Origin of the sequence: Nocardia sp. JMUB6875, assembly GCF_041154655.1 — a bacterium.
Taxonomy (GTDB): Bacteria; Actinomycetota; Actinomycetes; order Mycobacteriales; family Mycobacteriaceae; genus Nocardia.
On the sequence record NZ_BAAFGR010000013.1, the window covers coordinates 14,344 to 34,536 of the forward strand.

Here is a 20,193-nt window from a genome sequence, read left to right on the forward strand (position 1 = left end):
GCGGGATCGCGCTGTAGCCTGCCACCCATGCGCATCCGCCACGTCAAACTGCCGGTCACCGATCTGGCGCGCAGTGTCGCCTTCTACTGCGACCTGCTGGATCTGCGGCTCGCCGGGGAATTCCGGGAGCAGGGCGAACTGCGCGGCGCGCAACTCATGCACCCGTCGGGCTTCGGCATCGCGGTGCGCGAGCGCGAATACTGCGCCGGGCAGCCGGATCTCGCGGGCTTCGATGTGTTCGCGCTGGAGGTGGAGTCGGTGGACGAACTGCACGCCTTCGCCGCCCGCGCCGACGAGCTGGAGTACACCCGCAGCGAGGTGTTCGACCGCGGTGAGTACGGCGCGGCGCTCGACATCATCGATCCGGACAACACGGTCGTCCGGCTGCTGGCCAACAACCCGTTCCACGCCGATCGCTTCGTCGGCGTGGACATGGACGGCAAGGGTGGTTTCACCCTCTACGACACGCCGACGCTCGGCTGACCCTCAGGCGAGGTGCTTGCGCAGGAAGGCCGCGATCTCCTCGGTGGCCGCGGCCGCCTCGGGGGTATCGCGCATCAGCGGGTAGGCGTGCGGCAGTCCCGCACCGACATTCAGCGTCACATCGACCCCCGCGGCCTGCGCGGCCACCGCAAAGCGCTCCGAATCGCTGAGGATCAGCTCGGCGGTCCCGACCTGGATCAGCTGCGGCGGCAGACCGGTGAAGTCACCGAAAAGCGGTGAGGCGGCGGGATTCCGAGGATCGGCGCCGGACAGATATCCGGCGTAGATGCCCCTGAGCATGTCCGGATTGAAGATCACGTCCTGCCCGTCGCGCTCGGTCACCGAGGCGCCGGAAGCGGTCAGATCCAGCACCGGGGAGATCAGCACCGCTGCCGCGGGCAGCGCCGCACCCGCGTCGCGCAGCTCCAGCTGCAACGCCGTGATCAGGTCGCCGCCCGCCGAATCACCGGCCAGGGCAATCGAACTCGCGGGCACGCCCTGCTCCTTGCGCAGCCACCGCCACAGCGCCCGGACATCCTCCAGGGCCGCGGGGAACGGATGCTCGGGCACCAGCCGGTATTCCGGGAACAGCACCCGCACCCCGGCCGCCCGGCCCAGCCGCGCCGCGAACTCGCCGTGGCTGGCCAGCGAGCCGATCGAGAAGCCGCCGCCGTGCACGTAGACGAGGACGCGATCCGCCGCCACACCCGGCGCGTCCACCCAGTGTGCGGGCACGCCCGCGTGCGAAACCTCGGTCACCCGAACATCTTCGGGAATGTCGTAGCGCTTCGCAGCAGGCAGGAAATTGGCCCGTAGTTCCTCGATCGACGGCCGGGTCGCGGGCCGGGCCGCCCGCTGCTGCACGAAAAGCTCGATGAACTCCTGCATCTCCGGGCTCGGCATGACGATTCCTTTTCGACTCGTTTCGTTCTCATGCTCGGAAACTTCGCGCGGCGGGCATTTGTTCCGCCCCCGGAAACGACACGACCCCGGTCATGGTGGCCGGGGTCGTGGAATGCCAAGGGAGTCAGGCGGTGCCGTTGGTGGCTTCCGGTTTGGACTCGCTGCGCGGCTCGGCGTCGTCATCGTCGTCCCGCGCGGCGACGCCGTGTTCGGTGCCCTCGTCCGCCTCCTGATCCGGTTCCGGATGCTCCGGGGAGAACTCGGCGGGCAGGTTCTTGATGTGCTTGTTCATATTGCGAACCAGCAGGATGGTGCCCGCCAGCAGCACCAGCACGATGACCAGACCCAGCGGCGAGGCCTTGCCGAACTCGGGTCCGGTGGGCGAATTGGTGCCCTGGGCGAGCAGCATCAAAGTCATCGGTCGCTGTCCTCGGTGTCTACGTCGTCGATGCCCGCGAACAGGTCGGTCTCCGGAATCGCGGTCTTGACGCGGGTCTTGGCCAGCTCGAATTCCTCGGTGGGCCACAGCCGCTGCTGCATCTCCGTCGGCACCGCGAAGAACGCGCCGTTGGGGTCGATCTGGGTGGCGTGGGCGCGCAGGGCGTCGTCCCGCTGCGGGAAGTACTTGGCGCATTCGACCTGGGTGGTGACCCGGCCCATGATGTCGCCGCGCTCGGCGGCGTACTTGCGCATGCGGTCCATCCACTCCTGCATGGGGAACGGTTCGCCGATGCGCTCGTACTCGTCGGCGAAGACCTCGAGGCGGGTGAGGCTGAAGCCGTGGTTGTAGTACAGCTTCAGCGGCTGCCACGGTTCGCCCGCGTCCGGGAACTTGTCCGGATCGCCCGCCGCTTCGAAGGCCGCGACCGAAACCTTGTGGCACATGATGTGATCGGGGTGCGGGTAGCCGCCCATCTCGTCATAGGTGGTCATCACGTGCGGCCGGAATTCGCGCACCACGCGCACCAGCGCCTCGGTCGCCTCTTCCAGCGGGACCAGCGCGAAGCTGCCCTCGGGCAGCGGCGGCAGCGGATCCCCTTCGGGCAGACCGGAATCCACGAATCCGAGCCAGGTCTGGCGCACGCCCAGCGCCTCGGCGGCGGCGGCCATCTCCTCGCGGCGGACCTCGGTGATGCGGTCCTTGACGCCGGGGGTGTCCATGGCGGGATTGAGGATGTCGCCGCGTTCTCCGCCGGTGAGGGTGACGACCAGCACGTCATTGCCTTCGGCGGCGTAGCGGGCGGTGGTGGCCGCGCCCTTGCTGGATTCGTCGTCCGGATGCGCGTGCACCGCCATGAGGCGAAGACCACTCACTTCTCGTTCACCTCACCGATCACGTTTTTCACCTCGTAGCTATTCAGCCGAGTCCAGGCACGGGCGTCAGATATGCATTCCCTATAGTTCCATCCGATCGTTGTTTGTTCCGACCTACCCCCCGGGAGCGTCCCCGAAATGAGTGAAAGACCGGCCGACCGGTACGGGATCGCGCCTCGGAAGACCCGCCGCTGGCTGCCCTACGCGCTCGGAGCGGTCGTCATTCTCGCCGGTCTCGGGGTCGCCTACCTGGGGTATCGGACCTACGGCCCGCAGGACATCGAACCGGAGCGCCTCGGCTACACGATCGTCGACGACTCCACGGTCAGTGTGGATTTCAAGGTGACGCGCAAGGATCCGGGCACCCCCGTCGTCTGCTTCGTGCGCGCCATGGACGGCGACACCGACGAGGTCGGCCGCCGCGAGGTGCTGGTCCCCGGCTCCGACTCCGGCACCGTCCGCGTGGTCACCGAGATCAAGACCACCCGCCGGGCCGGCGCGGGCAATGTGTACGGATGCACCGAGAAGGTGCCGGCATATCTGCGCGCCGGGTGAAAAGTCCGGTACACGACCCGCTTTGACGCTTCTACCTGCGCCTTTCCGAATCGTGCTAAAATGACGCGATACACGGTTCCGGAGTTCGGAGCCGTGTTTGCTGCATTGACGGCCGGCGCTGTCGGGACTCTCCCCAGGGATCGCTCTGGCTGTCCACTGCTGTCGTGCCCGTCTTCGGATGGCCACGGTAGCGGGCATCAGGGAATCCCGGCTTGCCGGGGACAACTACTAGGGAGTGATCGAGATGACTGAGACCGTGACTTGGCTGACCCCGGAGTCGCACGAGAGGCTCAAGAGCGAGCTCGACGCGCTCATCGCCAACCGTCCTGTCATCGCGGCCGAAATCAACGAACGCCGTGAAGAGGGTGACCTCAAGGAGAACGGCGGTTACCACGCGGCGCGTGAGGAGCAGGGCCAGCAGGAGGCGCGCATCCGCCAGCTGCAGGAACTGCTGAACAATGCCAAGGTCGGCGTCGCGCCGACCAAGTCCGGTGTCGCCCTGCCCGGCTCGGTCGTCAAGGTCTACTACGACGGCGACGAATCCGACACCGAAACCTTCCTCATCGCCACCCGCGAAGAGGGCCTCGGCAGCGCCGACCTCGAGACCTACTCCCCCAACTCCCCGTTGGGTGGGGCGCTCATCAACGCCAAGGTCGGCGAGACCCGCGAATACCAGCTGCCCAACGGCAACGTCATGAAGGTGACGCTGGTATCGGCGGAGCCGTACCACAGCTAGTCAGGACCCCGTCAACGCAGCGGCCCCGGTCCAGACGGATCGGGGCCGAAATGCTTGACAGGGACCAACCGGTCGCGAACGACGAAGCGCCGCACCAATTCCTTGGTGCGGCGCTTCGTGTTTCAGCCGGTCAGGCCAGCGCCCGCTCGACGTCTGCCAGCAGGTCGCTGATGTCCTCGACGCCGACCGAGAGGCGGACCAGGTCGGCCGGGACCTCGAGGGCGGAGCCCGCGGTGGAGGCGTGAGTCATGGCGCCCGGGTGCTCGATGAGCGACTCCACGCCGCCGAGGGATTCGGCCAGGGTGAAGATCTTGGTCTTCGAGCAGAAGTCGAGCGCCGCTTCCTTGCCGCCGTGGACCCGGACCGAGATCATGCCGCCGAAGCGGCGCATCTGCTTCTGGGCGACGGTGTGGCCCGGGTGCTCGGGCAGGCCCGGGTAGATGACCTGCGCGATCTTCGGGTGGTTCGCGAGGAACTCGGCGATGGTCTCGGCATTGTCGCAGTGCCGGTCCATGCGCAGGGCCAGCGTCTTGATGCCGCGCATGGTGAGGAAGGCATCCGTCGGGCCCGGAACCGCGCCCGCGCCGTTCTGCAGAAACGCGAACTTGGTGTCCAGCTCCTGGTCATTGGTGATGAGCGCGCCGCCCACCACATCGGAGTGTCCGCCCAGGTACTTGGTGGTCGAGTGCAGCACGATGTCCGCGCCCAGCAGCAGCGGCTGCTGCAGGTAGGGCGAGGCGAAGGTGTTGTCCACCACCAGCTTCGCGCCACCGGCGTGCGCCACCTCGGCCAGCGCCGCGATATCGCCGATGTTCAGCAGCGGGTTGGTCGGCGTCTCGACCCACACCAGCTTGGTGTTCGGCCGCATGGCCGCCGCCACCGCGTCCACATCCGAGACGGGCGCGACCGAGTACTCGATCCCCCACTGGGTGAACACCTTGTCGATGAGCCGGAACGTGCCGCCGTACGCGTCGTTCGGAATCACCATGTGGTCGCCGGGCCGCAGATTCGCCCGGATCGCACAGTCGGTGGCCGCCATACCCGAGGCGAAAGCCCGCCCGTAGGTACCGGATTCGAGCGCCGCGAGGTTCGCCTCCAGCGCGGTCCGGGTCGGATTCCCGGTGCGCGCGTACTCGTACCCGCCGCGCATCCCGCCCACCCCGTCCTGGGCGAACGTCGAACTCGCGTAGATCGGCACGTTCACCGCACCGGTCTGAGGGTCCGGATCGAACCCGGCGTGCACCGCCCGTGTGGAGAAACCCAGCTGATCGCTCATGCGAACAGCCTAGGGACACCGCCGCGACGTCCCCGCCCCGGGGTTTGCGGCAGCACTCCCCAGCGTCCATCGCAGAGCTATGGTGGGCCAATGGTCACCGTAGACGAGCTCTTCGCCATCGACTCCCTGCTCAATGAAGAAGAGCGCGCGATCCGGGACACCGTGCGCGCGTTCGCCGGGGAACGGTTGCGGCCGCACGTGGCGGAGTGGTTCGAGGCGGGCACGTTCCCCGCCCGGGAACTGGCTCCGGAGCTGGGGAAGCTCGGACTGCTGGGGATGCATCTCGAGGGTTATGGGTGCGCCGGAACCTCGGCGACCGCGTACGGGCTGGCCTGTTTGGAGCTCGAGGCGGTGGATTCGGGTGTGCGGAGCATGGTTTCGGTACAGGGGTCGCTGGCGATGACGGCGATCCACAAGTACGGGTCCGAGGAGCAGAAGCTGCGGTGGCTGCCGGAGATGGCGGCCGGGCGGGTGATCGGATGCTTCGGGTTGACCGAGCCGGACTTCGGATCGAATCCGGGTGGGATGCGGACCCGGGCGCGGCGCGATGGCGACGACTGGGTGCTCGACGGGTCGAAGATGTGGATCACCAACGGGTCCGTCGCGGATGTGGCGATCGTGTGGGCGCAATCCCGGGAGGGTGAGCGGGACGTGATCCGCGGCTTCGTGGTGCCCACGGACACACCGGGATTCAGCGCACGGGAGATGAAGCACAAGCTGTCGCTGCGCGCCTCGATCACGGCCGAACTGTCTCTGGATGGCGTGCGCCTGCCCGCCGACGCCCAGCTGCCCGAGGCCCGCGGCCTCGCCGCCCCGCTGGGCTGCCTGTCCGAGGCGCGCTTCGGCATCATCTTCGGCGCCCTCGGTGCGGCCCGCGACTGTCTTTCCGCCGCAATCGATTACGCCCGCACCCGCGAGGTCTTCGACAAGCCGCTGGCGGCCTACCAGCTCACCCAGGCCAAGCTGGCCGACATGGCACTGGAACTCGGCAAGGGCCAGTTGCTGGCGGTGCACCTGGGGCGATTGAAAGACCGCCATGAGATCAGCAACGAGCAGATCAGCGCGGGCAAGCTGAACAGCACCCGCGAGGCCATCAAGATCGCCCGCGAATGCCGGACCATCCTCGGCGCGAACGGAATCACCCTCGAGTACCCCGTATTGCGGCACGCCAACAATCTGGAATCGGTCCTGACCTACGAGGGCACCGCGGAGGTCCACCAACTGGTCCTCGGCGAGGCCCTCACAGGGTCGAAAGCCTTCCGCTGACCAGCACTTCCGACAATTGCGTGATATGTCACAGCGGATCCGCCGGGCACCGGTCGAGGGTTAGCATCACCGGGTGTTTGTGCCCGGCTCCGCGTTGCTCGTCGTCTCAGCGCGCAAGACCCTGAACCGCCTGCAGCGCACCCACGGAGCCCCCGCCGCGGAAGCCGCGGCGATCTTCCCCGGTGTCAGCGCGGCGATCGACCAGCACGCCGCCGCCATCCGCGACATCCTCGACATGGGCGTCGAGAACTCCAGCCAGGTCCCCACCAGCGTCCTGCTGGCAGGCTACGCCCGAGGCATCCTCGAAGACCTCCGAGACGCCGAGGCCGACTTCCCCATGTCCCTCCTCGACTGGCAAGACGCCGACTGGCTCCACCTCCGCCTAGCCGCCATCTGCGCCCTCTCCCGCCCCGCCTAGATCATTCCGCCCTGGTTGCCCGGATCCTGTTCACCGGGCCGCGGCCCGCCAGGACGCGAAGGGTGCTGACCGGGAGGCATCGGCTGCTGCGGCATCTGTCCGCCCTGCGGCGGCATCTGGCCGTATCCACCCTGCGGTCCGTATCCCGGTGCCCCGTAACCCATCTGACCGCCTTCGGGCTCCCGCCACTTGCCCGGAGGCATCTGGCCCTGCCCGGCCATCATCGGCTGCCCCATCGCCGCCCGCTGCGCCATCATGGCCTCCTGCGCCTGCCGCTGCCGAGCCGCATCCTCCCGCGCCCGCTGATAAGCCTGCGCATGCCCCTTCACCTCAGGCATCTCCCCCTCGATGGCATCCAGCCACCCCTCCCACCGCTGCTGCATCGGCCGAACCAACCCACCGCCGAACCCCACGATGAGCACACCCGCGATGGTCGCCAGCACGGTAATCAGAATCGGCATGGTCACCGAAGTCCCCACCCCGATCTGATTCAACGCCGCGATAATCCCGATCCCCCAAATGAACACGGCCGCAACACGTCCCAGCATCCGACCGTATTCCAGCCCACTCAACATGTTCGACACCATGTCCTGCACCACCCGCGCGATCGCCCCCGCGATACACACGATGACGATCCCCACCGCCAACCGCGGCAGCCAAGCCACGATCCCGTTCAGCATGGTGGACACCGGATTAGGCCCGAACACCCCGAACCCGAGCTGCAGAGTGATCAGCAATATCGCGTAGTACGCCAGCTTCGAGATGATCCCCGTCGCGTCATACCGCCCACGCGCGAGCATCTCCTTGATCCCCCCGCGCTCGACGAGCCGATCGAACCCCACCCGGTTCAGGACCCGCGTCACCAGCCGAGCCACCACCTTGGCCACGAACCACCCGATGACCAGAATCACCAGGAACCCGACAAACTTCGGCACCCAGGTCGCGACGGAACTCCACGCGTCCGAAAGCCCCTTCTGGATATCGATAGCCAATACCGCAGTGTGCATGACCCCTGCCCTTCGCTATCCGTCCCGGCCGGGTGCCGGAAACTGCCCCAAGGGGTCGTTATACGCCTAGTTGATCTTCGAATCCGACTGTTTGCGAAAGTGTTGCCAAATCGGATGCTCCGGATTAGCCACAGATACAAATGCGGCGATGGCCCACCCCTCATCAGGCAGGCCATCGCCGTCATACATCAAGCGGCTTCATCGGCGCTCGCGTTACTCGTTCGGCGCCGGGAGCCCCGGCACGCGACCGAGAGTCCTCAGTAGGCGCTCGAGACGTTGTCCATCGAGCCGTACCGGTGGGCCGCGTAGTTGCAGGCGGCCACGATGTTGGCGACCGGATCCCAGATATCGGTCGAGGTGCCTTCCACGTGGTAGGCGTTGAAGGTCGGGTCGATCACCTGGAGCAGGCCCTTGGACGGGATGCCCATGGCCGCGTTCGAGTCGTACAGGTTGATCGCCTGCGGGTTGCCACTGGATTCGCGCAGGATGTTGCGCAGAATGCCGTCGTAGCTGCCCGGGATGCCCTTCTGGGCCATGATGTCCAGCGCCTGACGGATCCAGCCGTCGAGGTTGTTCGCGTAGGCCGGGGCCGGAGCCGGCGCGGGCATGGGCGCCGGGGCCGCGGCGGCCGGAGCGGGGGCCGGGGCGGGCTGCTCGTTGGCCGGAGCGGCCTTCACACCCGGCGCGGCCGGAGCGGCGGCGGCCAGGGTGGCCTGCAGCGAGACCGGCTTGACGTCGTCGCCGTTGGCGGCGCCGGCGGCGGTGATGATGGAGCCGAAGACCCCGAGGGCGAGGGCGGCGGCGCCGGCCGTACGAGCGGCGGCTACCACCTTGCTACGTCTAGCAGGGTCACTGAGAGCAGTCATAACATTCGTGGGCATGGCGAATTTGGATTCCTGTTCGGTTTCGGGCTCGCGGGCCTGAAGAAGGCAGCGCATTACCACGCGGGCGTCTCACGACGCTCACCTGCGCACTGCGGGCTGTTGTGGTTGCTGTTGTGAAACCCGTTACGGGTCAATGGAATTGGCGTACTGCATGGAGAGCAGCGGAGACGTTCGCGGCCTCCCGGCCGCCGAGCCTCATCACACCGAGGTGGTGTCTACGTTCCGCATATGTGTTCACATCTCCTTGCGCCATCCAGACTTGTGGTCTGTTTCCGACAAGGTCACAGCTTGATTGCGCATTGTTAACACAGTCTGAACCAAAGATGAACGAACGGTGAACTGACCCGTGTGGCAACTCCGGGACCTGCATTAATACAAGCGCTGACCTGGTCATTCAATTCGAAACACAAAGTGTTTCAGATCACAGAGAAATTTAGCCCCAAGATCGCGATATACGTTTATTTGCCCGATTTCCGCACCATTCATCGGCGTTTCGCATTCCTCGAGTAACACTTCAGCAATTCACAATTGTTTACTCAAATCACATTCGTCACATTTGTCACGCGAGGTAAAGACCTGCGGTGTAACGAACCCCGGATTAGGGTGCTGACCATGGCATCTATCCGGGTCACCGAGGTATTGGCGGCCCTCTCGCTCACCACCGATCTGGCCACCGGAATGCCATTCGAGAAGGGCCTCGCGGTATGCCTGGTGGCCGACTCGGTCGCCGCGCGGCTGGGCCTGGACGAGGCCGATCGCCGGGTGGTCTTCCACGCCGCCCTGCTCGGGGCCGTCGGCTGCACCAGCCGGGCCTCGGAGAACGCCGAGGCCTACGTCGACGACATCGCCTTCCAGCGGGCCTTCCACACCCTCGATCCGGGCGATCCGGGCGTCTTCGCCGCCCAGCTGAACACCTTCGGGGACTGGGCGCCGGGCAGCCAGGTCGCGCTGGCCCGCCGCTATGCCACCGAATCACCCGCCGGCGCGCCGTTCGCGGTCCGCTCGGTGTGCGAGGTCAGCCGGGCGCTGGGACCGCGGCTGGGGCTGCCCGAGGCGGCCGTACGGGCACTCACCGAGGTCAAGGAGCGCTGGGACGGGCTGGGCGCCCCGGATCGGCGCTCCGGCGACGAGCTCTCGCTGCCGGGCCGGATCCTGCATCTGGCCGAGCAGGCCGTGCTCGCCTTCCGCGGCCGCGATCGCGGTGCCAGCCTGGCCGAGCTGCGCCGCCGCGCGGGCGGGCATCTGGATCCCGATCTGGTGGCGGTCTTCGCCGCGGATCCGGACGCCATCTGGGGAGTGCTGGAGCAGCCGGATCTGCTGGCCGCGGTGGTGAGCGCGGAACCCGGGCTGCCCACCGTCATCCGGCCCGAGGACCGCGACCACCTGTGCCGGGCGCTGGCCGTCGTCGTCGACCTGAAAGGCCGCTACCTGCTTGGGCATTCGGCGCACGTGGCCGAATTATCCGATGCGGCAGGCGAACTCGCGGGACTGTCGGCCACCGATCGGGCCAGCCTGCGCGCGGCCGCGCTGCTGCACGATATCGGCCGGGCCGCGGTGTCCAGCTCGATCTGGGATCACCCGGGTCCGGTCGGGCCCGGCGACTGGGAACGCATTCGGCTGCACAGCTATTGGACCGAACGCGTGCTGCGCCGCTGCCCCAGCCTCACCGATCTGGCCGAGGTGGCCGCGGGCCATCACGAGCGGCTCGACGGCACCGGCTACCACCGCGGCGTGCGCGTGCACGACCTCTCTCCCTCCGCGCGGCTGCTCGCCGCCGCGGACGTTTTCGCCGCCATGACCGAGGAGCGGCCGCACCGGCCCGCGCACAAGCCAGCCGAGGCCGCCGCCCACCTGTCCGCGGAGGCCGCGGCGGGCCGCCTGGACCGGGACGCCTGCGCGGCCGTGGTGGAGGCCGCAGGTCTGCGCCCACCGCGCACCGAGTACCCGTGCGGCCTCACCGAACGCGAGGTCGACGTGCTGCGCCTGGCCGCACGCGGCCTGTCCAATCGCCAGATCGCGGCGGAACTCGTTGTCTCCGAACGCACCGTGGGCCACCACCTGGCCCACATCTATGACAAGTGCGGCTATCGCACCCGCGCCGGGGCCGCGGTCTTCGCCATGGAGAACGGCCTGCTGCCGGGTTAGCGGGATAGGTCGATCGACCGATGTGAGCGGGGTGCGGGCGGAACGACCATTGACACACCCAATCGGTCGTAGCACCCAGGAGCATCCCAATGTCCCCTTCCGCCAACCCCACTCACGCCGACACCGTCGCCGCCATGTACCGCGCCTTCGAAACCGGTGACATCGCAGCGATTCTCGATCGACTCTCCGACGACGTCTCCTGGGATGCCGACTGGCCGGACAATTCCGCCCAGCTCGCCGGGGCGCCGACGCTGCAGCCCCGGCGCGGCCCGCGGGAGGTCTCCGAATTCTTCGCGCAACTGTCGGAGTGGAAGTTCCAGGAGTTCAAGGTGATCGACATCATCGGATCCACCGGGCAGGTGGTGGCCGAGATCGAGATCGACGCCGTGCTGCCCAACGGCAACCGGGTCATCGACCAGAACCTGCACCTGTGGAGCTTCGACGCGTCCGGTCAGGTCACCAGACTGCGGACCTATTGCGACACCGCCAAGATCATCACCGCCATCAGCGCGTGACGAGGGGTAATCAGCTGCCCCGCAACGCGATCGGTGCGGGGCGGCTGGTTTCGTATCTCCGGATGCGCGAGATGAGCAACGGCAGCAGGGCCATCATGACCAGCAGGCGGATGGTCTGCACGCTGGTGATGAGCGGCAGGTCGGCGTTCATCTTGTCGGCGGTCGCGAGCACGGCGTTGATGCCACCGGGCGTGGTCGCCAGGTACAGATCCGACAGTTCCAGATCCACCAGGTAGGCCAGCCCGAACGCGAGCGCGGCGACGATCGCGGACAGCCCCAGCATGGCGGCGGTCATCGCCGGGATCATCCGGGCCATCTCCCGGACCACTTCGCGGGTGAAGCGGGTGCCGACCTCGAATCCGATGAGTACGAACAGCAGATCCTTGAACAGGTGCGTCGGCGCGTAGCCGTGACTGATGCCGAGCGCGGTCACCACCGCGGCGAGCAGCATCGGACCGAGCAGCGCCGCGTTCGGCAGCCGCAGCCACCGGCCGACGCGAATTCCGATGAGGCACAGCACAACCGCGATCGACAGCCCGGCCAGCTGATCACCGCGCCCGACGATCATCCAGTACGGCAGTGAGGGATCGGTGACCGAGCCGCCGAGAGTGGCCGGGCCGTAGGAGATCCCCTCCTCCTTGTCGAGCAGGGCGGCGATCGCGGGCGCGCTCACCGCGACCAGCGCCACCCGCAGGTATTGCATGAACGCCACCCGCCGCGGATCGGCGTCGAGCTCATCGGCCGCCGCGACCACCGCCGCCGCGCCGCCGGCCAGCATCCCCAGCGTCGCCGTCGGCAGTTCGACCTTGGTGGCGCGCGCGAAAACCATTGCGATGCCGACGCTCACGACCACCGTGGCCGCGGTGACCGCGAGCACCGGCAGCAGGCTCCATCCGATCGAGGTCAGCAGCGACACCTGCAGATAGCTGCCCATCAGCACGCCGAGCATGCCCTGTACGCCCAGATTCACCTCGCGCGGCAGCGGTGCGGGCAGCCGCCCGGCCAGCGCCAGGCCCGCACCCACCACGATCGCCAGAATCATCTGCGGCGCGGGAAATCCGATCCGATCCAGCAGCGCCGCGCCCAGCAGCACGGCGGCCGACAGTGCGACCCAGGCGACCAGCTGTCTCGGCTTCATACGAGCCGATCATGCTCGACCCTCGTGAACAGCCAGTAACAGCGCAGTTATCCGCCCGGATCGCCGCTGTGATCTACGCCAGCACGCCCGTGCTCAGGTGACCCAGCAGGTCGTGACGGGTGATGACACCGACCGGCTTGCCGTCCTCGACGACCATCAGGGCGTCGGTGGATTCCAGCAACTTGGTGGCGGCGGAGACCGGCTCGCCCGCGCCGATGAGCGGGAAGGCCGGGCTCATGTGCTTGGAGACCGGATCGGTGAGCTTGGCGCGGCCCTCGAAGACGGCCGAGAGCAGATCGCGCTCGTTGACCGACCCGGCGACCTCGCCCGCCATCACCGGCGGCTCCGCGCCGACGACCGGCATCTGCGAGACGCCGTACTCGTGCAGGATCTCGATGGCGTCGCGCAGGGTCTCCTGCGGGTGGGTGTGCACCAGGTCCGGCAGCTCACCGGACTTGCCGCGCAACACCTCTCCGACATGGACCTCGTCGGTCTTGCCGTCCAGGCGCGAGCGCAGGAAGCCGTAGGAGCTCATCCACTGGTCGTTGAAGATCTTCGACAGGTAGCCGCGGCCGCCGTCGGGCAGCAGCACCACGACCACGGCATCCGGATCGCGCTCGGCGACCTTGAGCGCCGCGACCACGGCCATACCGCAGGAGCCGCCGACCAGCAGGCCCTCCTCGCGGGCCAGGCGGCGGGTCATCTCGAAGGAGTCCGCGTCGGAGACGGCGATGATCTCGTCCGGGATGGCCGGGTCGTAGGCCGAGGGCCAGAAGTCCTCGCCGACACCCTCGACCAGGTACGGGCGGCCGGTGCCGCCGGAGTAGACCGAGCCCTCCGGATCCGCGCCGATGATCTTGACCTTGCCGCCGGAGACTTCCTTGAGGTAGCGGCCGGTGCCGGTGATGGTGCCGCCGGTGCCGACGCCCGCCACGAAGTGGGTGATCTTGCCCTCGGTGTCGCGCCAGATCTCGGGACCGGTGGTCTCGTAATGGGATTCGGGGCCGCCCGGGTTGGAGTACTGGTTCGGCTTCCACGCGCCCGGGATCTCGCGGACCAGGCGGTCGGAGACGTTGTAGTAGCTGTCCGGATCCTCCGGCGCGACCGCGGTCGGGCAGACCACGACCTCGGCGCCGTAGGCGCGCAGCACGTTCCGCTTGTCCTCACTGACCTTGTCCGGGCAGACGAACACGCACTTGTAGCCGCGCTGCTGCGCGACCAGGGCGAGGCCCACACCGGTATTGCCGGAGGTCGGTTCGACGATCGTCCCGCCGGGCTTGAGCAGCCCTTCCTTCTCTGCGGCGTCGATCATCTTGACGGCGATGCGGTCCTTCGAGCTGCCGCCCGGGTTCAGGTACTCGACCTTCGCCGCCACCAGTCCCGAGTTCGGACCCACCACGGAGTTCAACCGAACGAGCGGGGTGTTTCCGATCAGATCGACGACATGGTTAGCGATGCGCATACCCCTCATCGTTGCAGAAAGGTGACACGCGCCTTCGCGCACGTCGGACATATCACGATTGCCGGAAATTACCATCGGCCCATGAGGATGCCGCCGAGCTTGCCCGCCGCCTCCCTACTACTCCCCCTCGGCACCGCGACCATGATCGTCGCCGCCGTTCCCGCGAACGCCGCGACCGTGGAATTTCCGCAGGTCCCGAGCATGTACCACGATGCCGTCGCCTGCGGCGGCAATATCCGCTCCTGGGCCGACACCGATCCGAAGTGGCCTGGGCGCGCGATCATCAACGTCCAGGCGCTGCCGGTCGGCGGCTTCGATCCGGGCGAGTACAGCTTCGCCCCGATGTGCGAAACGGTGGCCACCGTCGCCTGGCGGAACATGAACACCGGTGCCGCGGGCGAACTTCGAGTTCCGATCCTTGCGGGTTTCTACGGCAGCGAGCACTATGCGCTGTTCCAGGACACCGGGCCCGGCCACATCGTCGTCACCGTCTACACCGACATGCCGAACATCCCCGCGCAGAGCGCCTTCGACGTGCCGGGCTGACTCGCGCACATTGTGAGTGAGCGATATCCCACAGCTCAGTGGTTGGGATTCCGGCATACCGGATGTTCGTCACGCCACAGGCCCGTCGTAAATTCGAAGAGGATCACCCCAGCAAAAAAGGAGTCCTCATGGCTGAGGCCGTCATCGTTTCGTACGCCCGCTCGCCCATCGGCCGCGCTGGCAAGGGTTCTCTGGTGAGCATGCGCCCGGACGACCTCGCCGCGCAGATGGTGCAGGCCGCCCTCGACAAGGTGCCCTCGCTCGCCGTCTCCGACATCGACGACCTGCACCTGGGCTGCGGCCAGCCCGCCGGTGAGGGCGGCTTCAACATGGCGCGCGCCGTGGCCGTCCAGCTCGGCTACGACTACCTGCCCGGCGTCACCGTCAACCGCTACTGCTCGTCGTCGCTGCAGACCACCCGGATGGCCTTCCACGCCATCAAGGCCGGCGAGGGCGACGTGTACATCTCCGCCGGTGTGGAGACCGTCTCGCGCTTCCCGAAGGGCACCGCCGACGGCTGGCCCGACACCCACAACCTGAAGTTCGCCGAGGCCGAGGCCCGCACCAAGGCCACCGCCGAGTCCAACGCCACCTGGACCGACCCGCGCGAGAACGACATCCTCCCGGACGTCTACATCGCCATGGGCCAGACCGCGGAGAACGTCGCCACCTACACCGGCATCTCCCGCGAGGACCAGGACCGCTGGGGCGTGCGCTCGCAGAACCGCGCGGAGGAGGCCATCAAGTCCGGCTTCTTCGAGCGGGAGATCACCCCGGTGACCCTGCCCGACGGCACCATCGTCACCACCGACGACGGGCCGCGCGCCGGCACCACCTACGAGAAGATCTCGCAGCTGAAGCCGGTCTTCCGTCCGGACGGCACCATCACCGCCGGTAACGCCTGTCCGCTGAACGACGGTGCGGCGGCGCTGGTCGTCATGTCCGACACCAAGGCTCGCGAGCTGGGTCTGACCCCGCTGGCCCGCATCGTGGCCACCGGCGTCTCGGGTCTGTCGCCGGAGATCATGGGCCTCGGCCCGATCCAGGCCGTGCGCAACACCCTGAAGAACGCGGGTATGACCATCAACGATCTCGACCTGTACGAGATCAACGAGGCCTTCGCCGTTCAGGTGCTGGGTTCCGCCCGTGAGCTGAACATGGACGAGGACAAGTTGAACGTGTCCGGTGGCGCGATCGCCCTCGGCCACCCGTTCGGCATGACCGGTGCCCGCATCACCGCGACCCTGATCAACAACCTCCAGACCCACGACAAGCAGTTCGGTCTCGAGACTATGTGCGTCGGCGGCGGCCAGGGCATGGCGATGATCATCGAGCGCCTGAGCTGACGCTCAGACACTGAATTGGGCCGTACGACCTAAGGGTCGTGCGGCCCAAGTTGTTTGGGGGGAAGGTGGGGATTCCCCACACCCCAAGTGGGGGCAAGCCCCTACACCCCCTCAAGCGTCGAGGTCGGAGCTGACCAGGTCGGCGATCTTGTCGAGGGTGGCCTGATCATCGCTGGTGACGATGACCTCGGTGCCCTGGGTCGCACCCAAGGTCATGATCATGAGGCCGGAGGCCGCGTTCACGGGGGCGCCGCCGACCAGCGAGAGGGTGACGGGAACGCCTGCGGCCGCGGCGGTTTCAGCGATGATGGCGGCCGGGCGGGCGTGGAGGCCGACGGACGAACCGACTGTGACGGTCTTGCTGGGCATGATCGACTCCTTCTTTGTGGGAGGGGTGGTTACGCGGCGGCGAGCGCCGCGGGGGTTTCGGTGGTGACCGGGGTCTTGCGGAGTTGCTTTGCGGCGGTGACGCATACGGCGCCGATGACGGTGCCGGCCGCGAGGGCGATGAGGAATCCGGCGATGCCGCCGACGGCGAAGAAGACGAAGATGCCGCCGTGGGGAGCGCTGAGGGTGGTGCCGAAGGCCATGACCAGGGCGCCGGTGACGGCGCCGCCCGCCATCATGGAGGGGATGACGCGCAGCGGGTCGGCGGCCGCGAACGGGATGGCGCCCTCGGAGATGAACGAGGCGCCGAGCAGCCATGCGGCCTTGCCGTTTTCGCGTTCGGCGGTGGTGAACAGCTTGGGACGCAGGGTGGTCGCGAGCGCCATGGCCAGCGGCGGCACCATGCCCGCCGCCATGACCGCGGCCATGATCTTCAGCGAGGCGGTGTCATTGACATTGAGCCCGGCGACGGCGAACGAGTAGGCGGCCTTGTTGACCGGCCCGCCCAGGTCGAAGCACATCATGAGGCCCAGGATGATGCCGAGCAGGATGGCCGAGGTGCCCGAGAGGCTGTTGAGCCAGTGGGTGAGTCCGCTGGTGATGGCCGCGAGCGGCTTGCCGAGCAGCACGAACATGATCACGCCGACGATCAGCGACGCGAACAGCGGGATCACCACCACCGGCATGAGGCCGCGCGCCCATTGCGGGACACCGAGTTTGGCGATCCACAGCGCGGCGAAACCGGCGATGAGACCGCCGACCAGGCCACCCAGGAAGCCCGCGCCGACGAAGACCGCGACCGCACCGGCGGTGAAACCCGGTGCGAGACCGGGCCGGTCGGCAATGGCGTAGGCGATGTATCCGGCCAGCGCCGGGACCAGGAAGCTGAAGGCGAGCGAACCGATCTGGAACAGCACCGCGCCCAGGTAGGTCGCCAGACCGCCCGCGGGCAGATCGGTCAGGGAGTTGTCGAGCACGATGGTCTTGGCGGTGCCCGCGATCTCGTAGCCGCCGAGCAGGAAGCCGAGCGCGATGAGCAGGCCGCCCGCCGCGACGAACGGAATCATGTAGCTGACGCCGGTCAGCAGGATCTGGCGGAGTCGCGTACCCCAGCCGAGCGAACCGGAATCCGGTGCGGCGGAACCCGTCTCGGCCTTCGCGGCCCCGGACACGACGCGAGCGCCGGGATCGTTCGCGGCTTCGAGGGCCTCGGCGACCATGGCATCGGGCTCGTTGATGGCCCGCTTGACGCCCGATTCGATGACGGGCTTACCCGCGAAGCGTTCCCGGCCTTTGACCCCGACGTCGGTCGCGAAGATGACCGCGTCGGCGAGATCGATCTCCGCAGCGCTCAAAGGCGTACTGCCACTGGAACCTTGGGTCTCCACCCGCACCGTGATCCCGGCGCGCTTCCCGGCCGCGACCAGGGAATCGGCCGCCATGTAGGTGTGCGCGATGCCGGTGGGGCAGGCGGTGATCGCGACGATGGTCCGCGGCGTCGTCGACTCCGGTGCCGAATCCGCTTGCGGAGCGGCCGGTTCGGACACAGCGTTTGCCGGAGTGTCGGCGGCCGGTACGGGGGCCTGCGCCGGTTCGATGACCTCCCCCACCAGCTCGACAATCTCATCCGGCGTGGCGGCCGACCGCAGCGCGTCCAGGAATTCGGGCCTGACGAGTGCTCGGGCGAGAGCCGACAGCAGCTTCATGTGCTCGGCGGCCGCGCCGTCCGGGGCCGCGATGAGGAAGACGAGATCGGCCGGGCCGTCGGGCGCCCCGAAGTCGACCTTGCGGCCGAGGCGGGCGAAGGCGAGCGACGGCTTCTTGACCGCGCCGCTGCGGCAGTGCGGGATGGCGATGCCGCCGGGAAGCCCGGTGGCCGACTGGCTTTCGCGGGTCAGGGCGGCGTCGCGCAGCGCCACGGCCGAGGTGGCGCGCCCCGCGCCGGCGAGGCGCTGGGCCAGCGCCTCGATCACGTCGGCTTTCTCGCCGCCGAGGTCGGCGTCGAGCGCGATCAGGTCGCTGGTGATGATCGGGTCGGACATCGCGGGTCCTTCAGTGGTGGGGCTGGAAGTCCAGGGCCGTGACGGCCACGGCGCTCGGGTCGGTGTGGTGCGGGCCCGGCAGGCCGGTCCCCGGGAGGGCGGCCGCGGCACTGCCGTAGGCGACCGCGCGACGCAACCGGTCTTCCGGTGCGGCGCCGTCCAAGTCGGCGAGCAGGTACCCGCCGAGCGACGAGTCACCGGCGCCCACGGTGCTGCGGGCGGTGATGGCGGGCGCGGTGGCGTGCCAGGCTCCGTCGGCGGTGACCAGCACGGCTCCGGCCGCGCCGAGCGTGGCCAGCACGGTCTCGACGCCGCGCGCCACCAGCGCCGACGCCGCGCGTGCGGCCGCGGCCGGATCGTGCAGCGCCTCCGGATCCGCGCCGGTCAGCTGTGCCAGCTCCTCGGCGTTCGGTTTGATCAATTGCGGTGCGGCGGACTCGAATTGCCCGGCCATGGCGAGCAGCGGTCCGTCGGAGGTGTCGACCGCGACCCGGGTTCCGGGCAGCAGCCGCAGCAGCTCCACATACCAGTCGGTGGGCACGGCGGGCGGCAGTGAGCCGGACAGCACCACCCAGGCGGCGTCGCGCGCGAGCTCGACCAGCAAGTCCGCCAGCGCCTTCCGTTCGGCGGCGGTCAGCGGCGTGCCCGGTTCATTGATTTTCGTTGTGGTGCCGTCGGTCTCGGTGATGGTGAGGTTGGTGCGCGCGGGACCGCCGCACGGCACCGCGCGGTAGTCCAGGCCGGTCTCGGTGAGCGCGCGCAGCAGCGGATCGCCCGGGCTGCCCGGGAGCACCGCGATGGTGGCCGCGCCCGCGCCCGCCAGCACGCGAGAGACATTGACGCCCTTGCCACCCGGATACGAGGTGGCCGCGCGGGCGCGCTGCAGATCGCCGCGGCGCAGCGGTTCGGACAGCGCGACGGTGTGGTCGATGCTGGGATTGGCCGTCAATGTGACGATCATGCGGTCACCACCTCGATACCGAACTCGGACAGTTCATTTCGCACCGCGGGCAGCAGCTGATCATCGCTGACCAGCACGTCGATATCCGCGATGGCGGCGAAGCGGATCAGATCCTCGCGCCCGATCTTGGTGGAGTCGGCCACCACCACGACGCGATGCGCGCTGGCGACCATGGCCCGCTTGACCGCGGCTTCATCAGGATCCGGCGTGGACAGGCCGTGCCCGATCGTCAGCGCGTTGGTTCCGATGAAGGCCACATCGACCCGGAAATCGGCGAGCATGTGCAGCGTATCCGCGCCGACGGCGGCCTGGGTGACGCCACGCACGCGCCCGCCCAGGATGTGGGTGCGGACGCCCGCCGAGCCGCCCAGCCGGACCGCGATGGGCAGGGAATTGGTGACGGCCACCAGTTCCCGGTCGCCGGGCAGCGCCGCCGCGATGCGGGCCGTCGTGGTGCCCGCGTCGAAGAGCACGCTGCCGCCGGTGGGCGGCAGGAAGGCCAGGGCGGCCTTGGCGATCCGGTCCTTCTCGGCGGCGCGGGTGTGCTCGCGCTCGCCGGTGCCGAGCTCGATGGCGGTCAGGGCGGCGGCCGGGACCGCGCCGCCGTGGACTCGGCGGATCAGGCCCAGGCGATCCAGGGCGGCCAGGTCGCGGCGCACCGTCTCGGTGGTGACCTCGAACTGTTCGGCCAGTTCGATCACCGATACGCGGCCGCGTTGCTCGGCCAGCGCGGCAATGGCTTGCTGCCGCTCCTCGGCGTACATCCGAACCTCCCTGGTCGTTGTTGACTTATGTTGTTTTATGCCTGA

21 protein-coding genes are annotated in these 20,193 nt (G+C 68.2%); 9 read left to right on the plus strand and 12 right to left on the minus strand.

Translation table 11 applies throughout. The annotated features are described in order from the left end of the window. Positions 1 to 27 precede the first annotated feature (27 nt). A complete protein-coding gene (locus tag ACAM49_RS05415) occupies positions 28 to 483 on the plus strand; it encodes a VOC family protein (protein WP_369634337.1) in 456 nt (151 codons plus the stop codon). 3 nt (positions 484 to 486) lie between these two features. Here ACAM49_RS05415 and ACAM49_RS05420 read toward each other — a convergent pair whose 3' ends face one another. The 3 genes from ACAM49_RS05420 to mca form a co-directional block, all read right to left on the minus strand. Next, entirely contained in the window at positions 487 to 1,386 is a 900-nt protein-coding gene (locus ACAM49_RS05420) for an alpha/beta hydrolase (RefSeq protein WP_369634338.1), read from the minus strand. Between the two features lie 124 nt (positions 1,387 to 1,510). Then, positions 1,511 to 1,804, minus strand: coding sequence for a hypothetical protein (locus ACAM49_RS05425; protein WP_369634339.1), 294 nt, complete (start codon positions 1,802 to 1,804; stop codon positions 1,511 to 1,513). Beyond that, positions 1,801 to 2,682, minus strand: coding sequence for a mycothiol conjugate amidase Mca (gene mca / locus ACAM49_RS05430; RefSeq protein ID WP_369634389.1), 882 nt, complete (start codon positions 2,680 to 2,682; stop codon positions 1,801 to 1,803). The genes ACAM49_RS05425 and mca overlap by 4 nt, the downstream gene beginning before the upstream one ends. A gap of 156 nt (positions 2,683 to 2,838) precedes the next feature. Between mca and ACAM49_RS05435 the strand changes: the two genes are divergently transcribed. Beyond that, on the plus strand, positions 2,839 to 3,255 hold the full coding sequence (locus ACAM49_RS05435) for a DUF4307 domain-containing protein (protein ID WP_369634340.1): 417 nt from the start codon (positions 2,839 to 2,841) through the stop codon (positions 3,253 to 3,255). A gap of 244 nt (positions 3,256 to 3,499) precedes the next feature. After that, positions 3,500 to 3,991: a transcription elongation factor GreA gene (greA, locus tag ACAM49_RS05440; protein ID WP_369634341.1), complete on the plus strand. Its 492-nt coding sequence runs from the start codon at positions 3,500 to 3,502 to the stop codon at positions 3,989 to 3,991. 130 nt (positions 3,992 to 4,121) lie between these two features. Here greA and ACAM49_RS05445 read toward each other — a convergent pair whose 3' ends face one another. Then, positions 4,122 to 5,267, minus strand: coding sequence for a cystathionine gamma-synthase (locus ACAM49_RS05445; RefSeq protein ID WP_369634342.1), 1,146 nt, complete (start codon positions 5,265 to 5,267; stop codon positions 4,122 to 4,124). Between the two features lie 90 nt (positions 5,268 to 5,357). Here ACAM49_RS05445 and ACAM49_RS05450 point away from each other — a divergent pair, with 90 nt between their 5' ends. After that, positions 5,358 to 6,533 carry an acyl-CoA dehydrogenase family protein gene (locus tag ACAM49_RS05450; RefSeq protein ID WP_369634343.1) on the plus strand — a complete coding sequence of 392 codons (1,176 nt, stop codon included), beginning with the start codon at positions 5,358 to 5,360 and terminating at the stop codon, positions 6,531 to 6,533. A 73-nt stretch (positions 6,534 to 6,606) separates the two neighbouring features. After that, a complete protein-coding gene (locus tag ACAM49_RS05455) occupies positions 6,607 to 6,951 on the plus strand; it encodes a DUF6401 family natural product biosynthesis protein (RefSeq protein WP_040812418.1) in 345 nt (114 codons plus the stop codon). On the opposite strand, the gene ACAM49_RS05460 is transcribed toward ACAM49_RS05455, so the two are convergent. Together ACAM49_RS05460 and ACAM49_RS05465 are read right to left on the minus strand one after the other, a co-directional pair. Then, positions 6,948 to 7,958, minus strand: a complete 1,011-nt coding sequence (locus ACAM49_RS05460) for a hypothetical protein (protein WP_369634344.1) — start codon at positions 7,956 to 7,958, stop codon at positions 6,948 to 6,950. The two genes, ACAM49_RS05455 and ACAM49_RS05460, sit on opposite strands and share 4 nt — an antisense overlap. Before the next feature lie 257 nt (positions 7,959 to 8,215). After that, positions 8,216 to 8,788 carry a transglycosylase SLT domain-containing protein gene (locus tag ACAM49_RS05465; protein ID WP_369634345.1) on the minus strand — a complete coding sequence of 191 codons (573 nt, stop codon included), beginning with the start codon at positions 8,786 to 8,788 and terminating at the stop codon, positions 8,216 to 8,218. 666 nt (positions 8,789 to 9,454) lie between these two features. Here ACAM49_RS05465 and ACAM49_RS05470 point away from each other — a divergent pair. Both ACAM49_RS05470 and ACAM49_RS05475 read left to right on the plus strand, forming a co-directional pair. Then, on the plus strand, positions 9,455 to 10,987 hold the full coding sequence (locus ACAM49_RS05470) for an HD domain-containing phosphohydrolase (protein ID WP_369634346.1): 1,533 nt from the start codon (positions 9,455 to 9,457) through the stop codon (positions 10,985 to 10,987). A gap of 89 nt (positions 10,988 to 11,076) precedes the next feature. After that, positions 11,077 to 11,502, plus strand: coding sequence for a nuclear transport factor 2 family protein (locus ACAM49_RS05475; RefSeq protein ID WP_369634347.1), 426 nt, complete (start codon positions 11,077 to 11,079; stop codon positions 11,500 to 11,502). Between the two features lie 10 nt (positions 11,503 to 11,512). Here the strand turns inward: ACAM49_RS05475 and ACAM49_RS05480 are convergent, their stop codons facing one another. Beyond that, positions 11,513 to 12,640, minus strand: coding sequence for an AbrB family transcriptional regulator (locus tag ACAM49_RS05480; RefSeq protein ID WP_369634348.1), 1,128 nt, complete (start codon positions 12,638 to 12,640; stop codon positions 11,513 to 11,515). 73 nt (positions 12,641 to 12,713) lie between these two features. Next, positions 12,714 to 14,102, minus strand: a complete 1,389-nt coding sequence (locus ACAM49_RS05485) for a cystathionine beta-synthase (RefSeq protein WP_369634349.1) — start codon at positions 14,100 to 14,102, stop codon at positions 12,714 to 12,716. Positions 14,103 to 14,183: 81 nt separating this feature from the next. Here ACAM49_RS05485 and ACAM49_RS05490 point away from each other — a divergent pair, with 81 nt between their 5' ends. Next, positions 14,184 to 14,648 carry a hypothetical protein gene (locus ACAM49_RS05490; RefSeq protein WP_369634350.1) on the plus strand — a complete coding sequence of 155 codons (465 nt, stop codon included), beginning with the start codon at positions 14,184 to 14,186 and terminating at the stop codon, positions 14,646 to 14,648. Positions 14,649 to 14,776: 128 nt separating this feature from the next. Continuing rightward, entirely contained in the window at positions 14,777 to 15,994 is a 1,218-nt protein-coding gene (locus tag ACAM49_RS05495) for an acetyl-CoA C-acetyltransferase (protein WP_369634351.1), read from the plus strand. Positions 15,995 to 16,105: 111 nt separating this feature from the next. Here ACAM49_RS05495 and ACAM49_RS05500 read toward each other — a convergent pair whose 3' ends face one another. Genes ACAM49_RS05500 through ACAM49_RS05515 form a run of 4 tightly spaced genes read right to left on the minus strand, consistent with a single transcriptional unit; the run spans position 16,106 to position 20,148 of the window. Then, positions 16,106 to 16,363: an HPr family phosphocarrier protein gene (locus ACAM49_RS05500; RefSeq protein ID WP_369634352.1), complete on the minus strand. Its 258-nt coding sequence runs from the start codon at positions 16,361 to 16,363 to the stop codon at positions 16,106 to 16,108. A 29-nt stretch (positions 16,364 to 16,392) separates the two neighbouring features. Continuing rightward, complete coding sequence (locus ACAM49_RS05505) at positions 16,393 to 18,423, minus strand: fructose-specific PTS transporter subunit EIIC (RefSeq protein WP_369634353.1); 2,031 nt, start codon at positions 18,421 to 18,423, stop codon at positions 16,393 to 16,395. 10 nt (positions 18,424 to 18,433) lie between these two features. Further along, on the minus strand, positions 18,434 to 19,384 hold the full coding sequence (locus ACAM49_RS05510) for a 1-phosphofructokinase family hexose kinase (RefSeq protein WP_369634354.1): 951 nt from the start codon (positions 19,382 to 19,384) through the stop codon (positions 18,434 to 18,436). Beyond that, positions 19,381 to 20,148, minus strand: coding sequence for a DeoR/GlpR family DNA-binding transcription regulator (locus ACAM49_RS05515; protein ID WP_369634355.1), 768 nt, complete (start codon positions 20,146 to 20,148; stop codon positions 19,381 to 19,383). Before ACAM49_RS05515 ends, ACAM49_RS05510 begins: the two co-directional genes overlap by 4 nt. Positions 20,149 to 20,193: the final 45 nt, after the last annotated feature.

Excerpts from the sequence above, each read along its gene's own strand:
- ACAM49_RS05480 (WP_369634348.1), bottom strand. The coding sequence starts at position 12,640 with ATGAAGCCGAGACAGCTGGTCGCCTGGGTCGCACTGTCGGCCGCCGTG.
- ACAM49_RS05485 (WP_369634349.1), bottom strand. The coding sequence starts at position 14,102 with ATGCGCATCGCTAACCATGTCGTCGATCTGATCGGAAACACCCCGCTC.
- greA (WP_369634341.1), top strand. The coding sequence starts at position 3,500 with ATGACTGAGACCGTGACTTGGCTGACCCCGGAGTCGCACGAGAGGCTC.
- ACAM49_RS05415 (WP_369634337.1), top strand. The coding sequence starts at position 28 with ATGCGCATCCGCCACGTCAAACTGCCGGTCACCGATCTGGCGCGCAGT.
- ACAM49_RS05510 (WP_369634354.1), bottom strand. The coding sequence starts at position 19,384 with ATGATCGTCACATTGACGGCCAATCCCAGCATCGACCACACCGTCGCG.
- ACAM49_RS05495 (WP_369634351.1), top strand. The coding sequence starts at position 14,777 with ATGGCTGAGGCCGTCATCGTTTCGTACGCCCGCTCGCCCATCGGCCGC.
- ACAM49_RS05435 (WP_369634340.1), top strand. The coding sequence starts at position 2,839 with ATGAGTGAAAGACCGGCCGACCGGTACGGGATCGCGCCTCGGAAGACC.
- ACAM49_RS05505 (WP_369634353.1), bottom strand. The coding sequence starts at position 18,423 with ATGTCCGACCCGATCATCACCAGCGACCTGATCGCGCTCGACGCCGAC.
- ACAM49_RS05425 (WP_369634339.1), bottom strand. The coding sequence starts at position 1,804 with ATGACTTTGATGCTGCTCGCCCAGGGCACCAATTCGCCCACCGGACCC.
- ACAM49_RS05450 (WP_369634343.1), top strand. The coding sequence starts at position 5,358 with ATGGTCACCGTAGACGAGCTCTTCGCCATCGACTCCCTGCTCAATGAA.
- ACAM49_RS05515 (WP_369634355.1), bottom strand. The coding sequence starts at position 20,148 with ATGTACGCCGAGGAGCGGCAGCAAGCCATTGCCGCGCTGGCCGAGCAA.
- ACAM49_RS05460 (WP_369634344.1), bottom strand. The coding sequence starts at position 7,958 with ATGCACACTGCGGTATTGGCTATCGATATCCAGAAGGGGCTTTCGGAC.
- ACAM49_RS05445 (WP_369634342.1), bottom strand. The coding sequence starts at position 5,267 with ATGAGCGATCAGCTGGGTTTCTCCACACGGGCGGTGCACGCCGGGTTC.
- ACAM49_RS05490 (WP_369634350.1), top strand. The coding sequence starts at position 14,184 with ATGAGGATGCCGCCGAGCTTGCCCGCCGCCTCCCTACTACTCCCCCTC.
- ACAM49_RS05420 (WP_369634338.1), bottom strand. The coding sequence starts at position 1,386 with ATGCCGAGCCCGGAGATGCAGGAGTTCATCGAGCTTTTCGTGCAGCAG.
- ACAM49_RS05500 (WP_369634352.1), bottom strand. The coding sequence starts at position 16,363 with ATGCCCAGCAAGACCGTCACAGTCGGTTCGTCCGTCGGCCTCCACGCC.
- ACAM49_RS05475 (WP_369634347.1), top strand. The coding sequence starts at position 11,077 with ATGTCCCCTTCCGCCAACCCCACTCACGCCGACACCGTCGCCGCCATG.
- ACAM49_RS05470 (WP_369634346.1), top strand. The coding sequence starts at position 9,455 with ATGGCATCTATCCGGGTCACCGAGGTATTGGCGGCCCTCTCGCTCACC.
- mca (WP_369634389.1), bottom strand. The coding sequence starts at position 2,682 with ATGGCGGTGCACGCGCATCCGGACGACGAATCCAGCAAGGGCGCGGCC.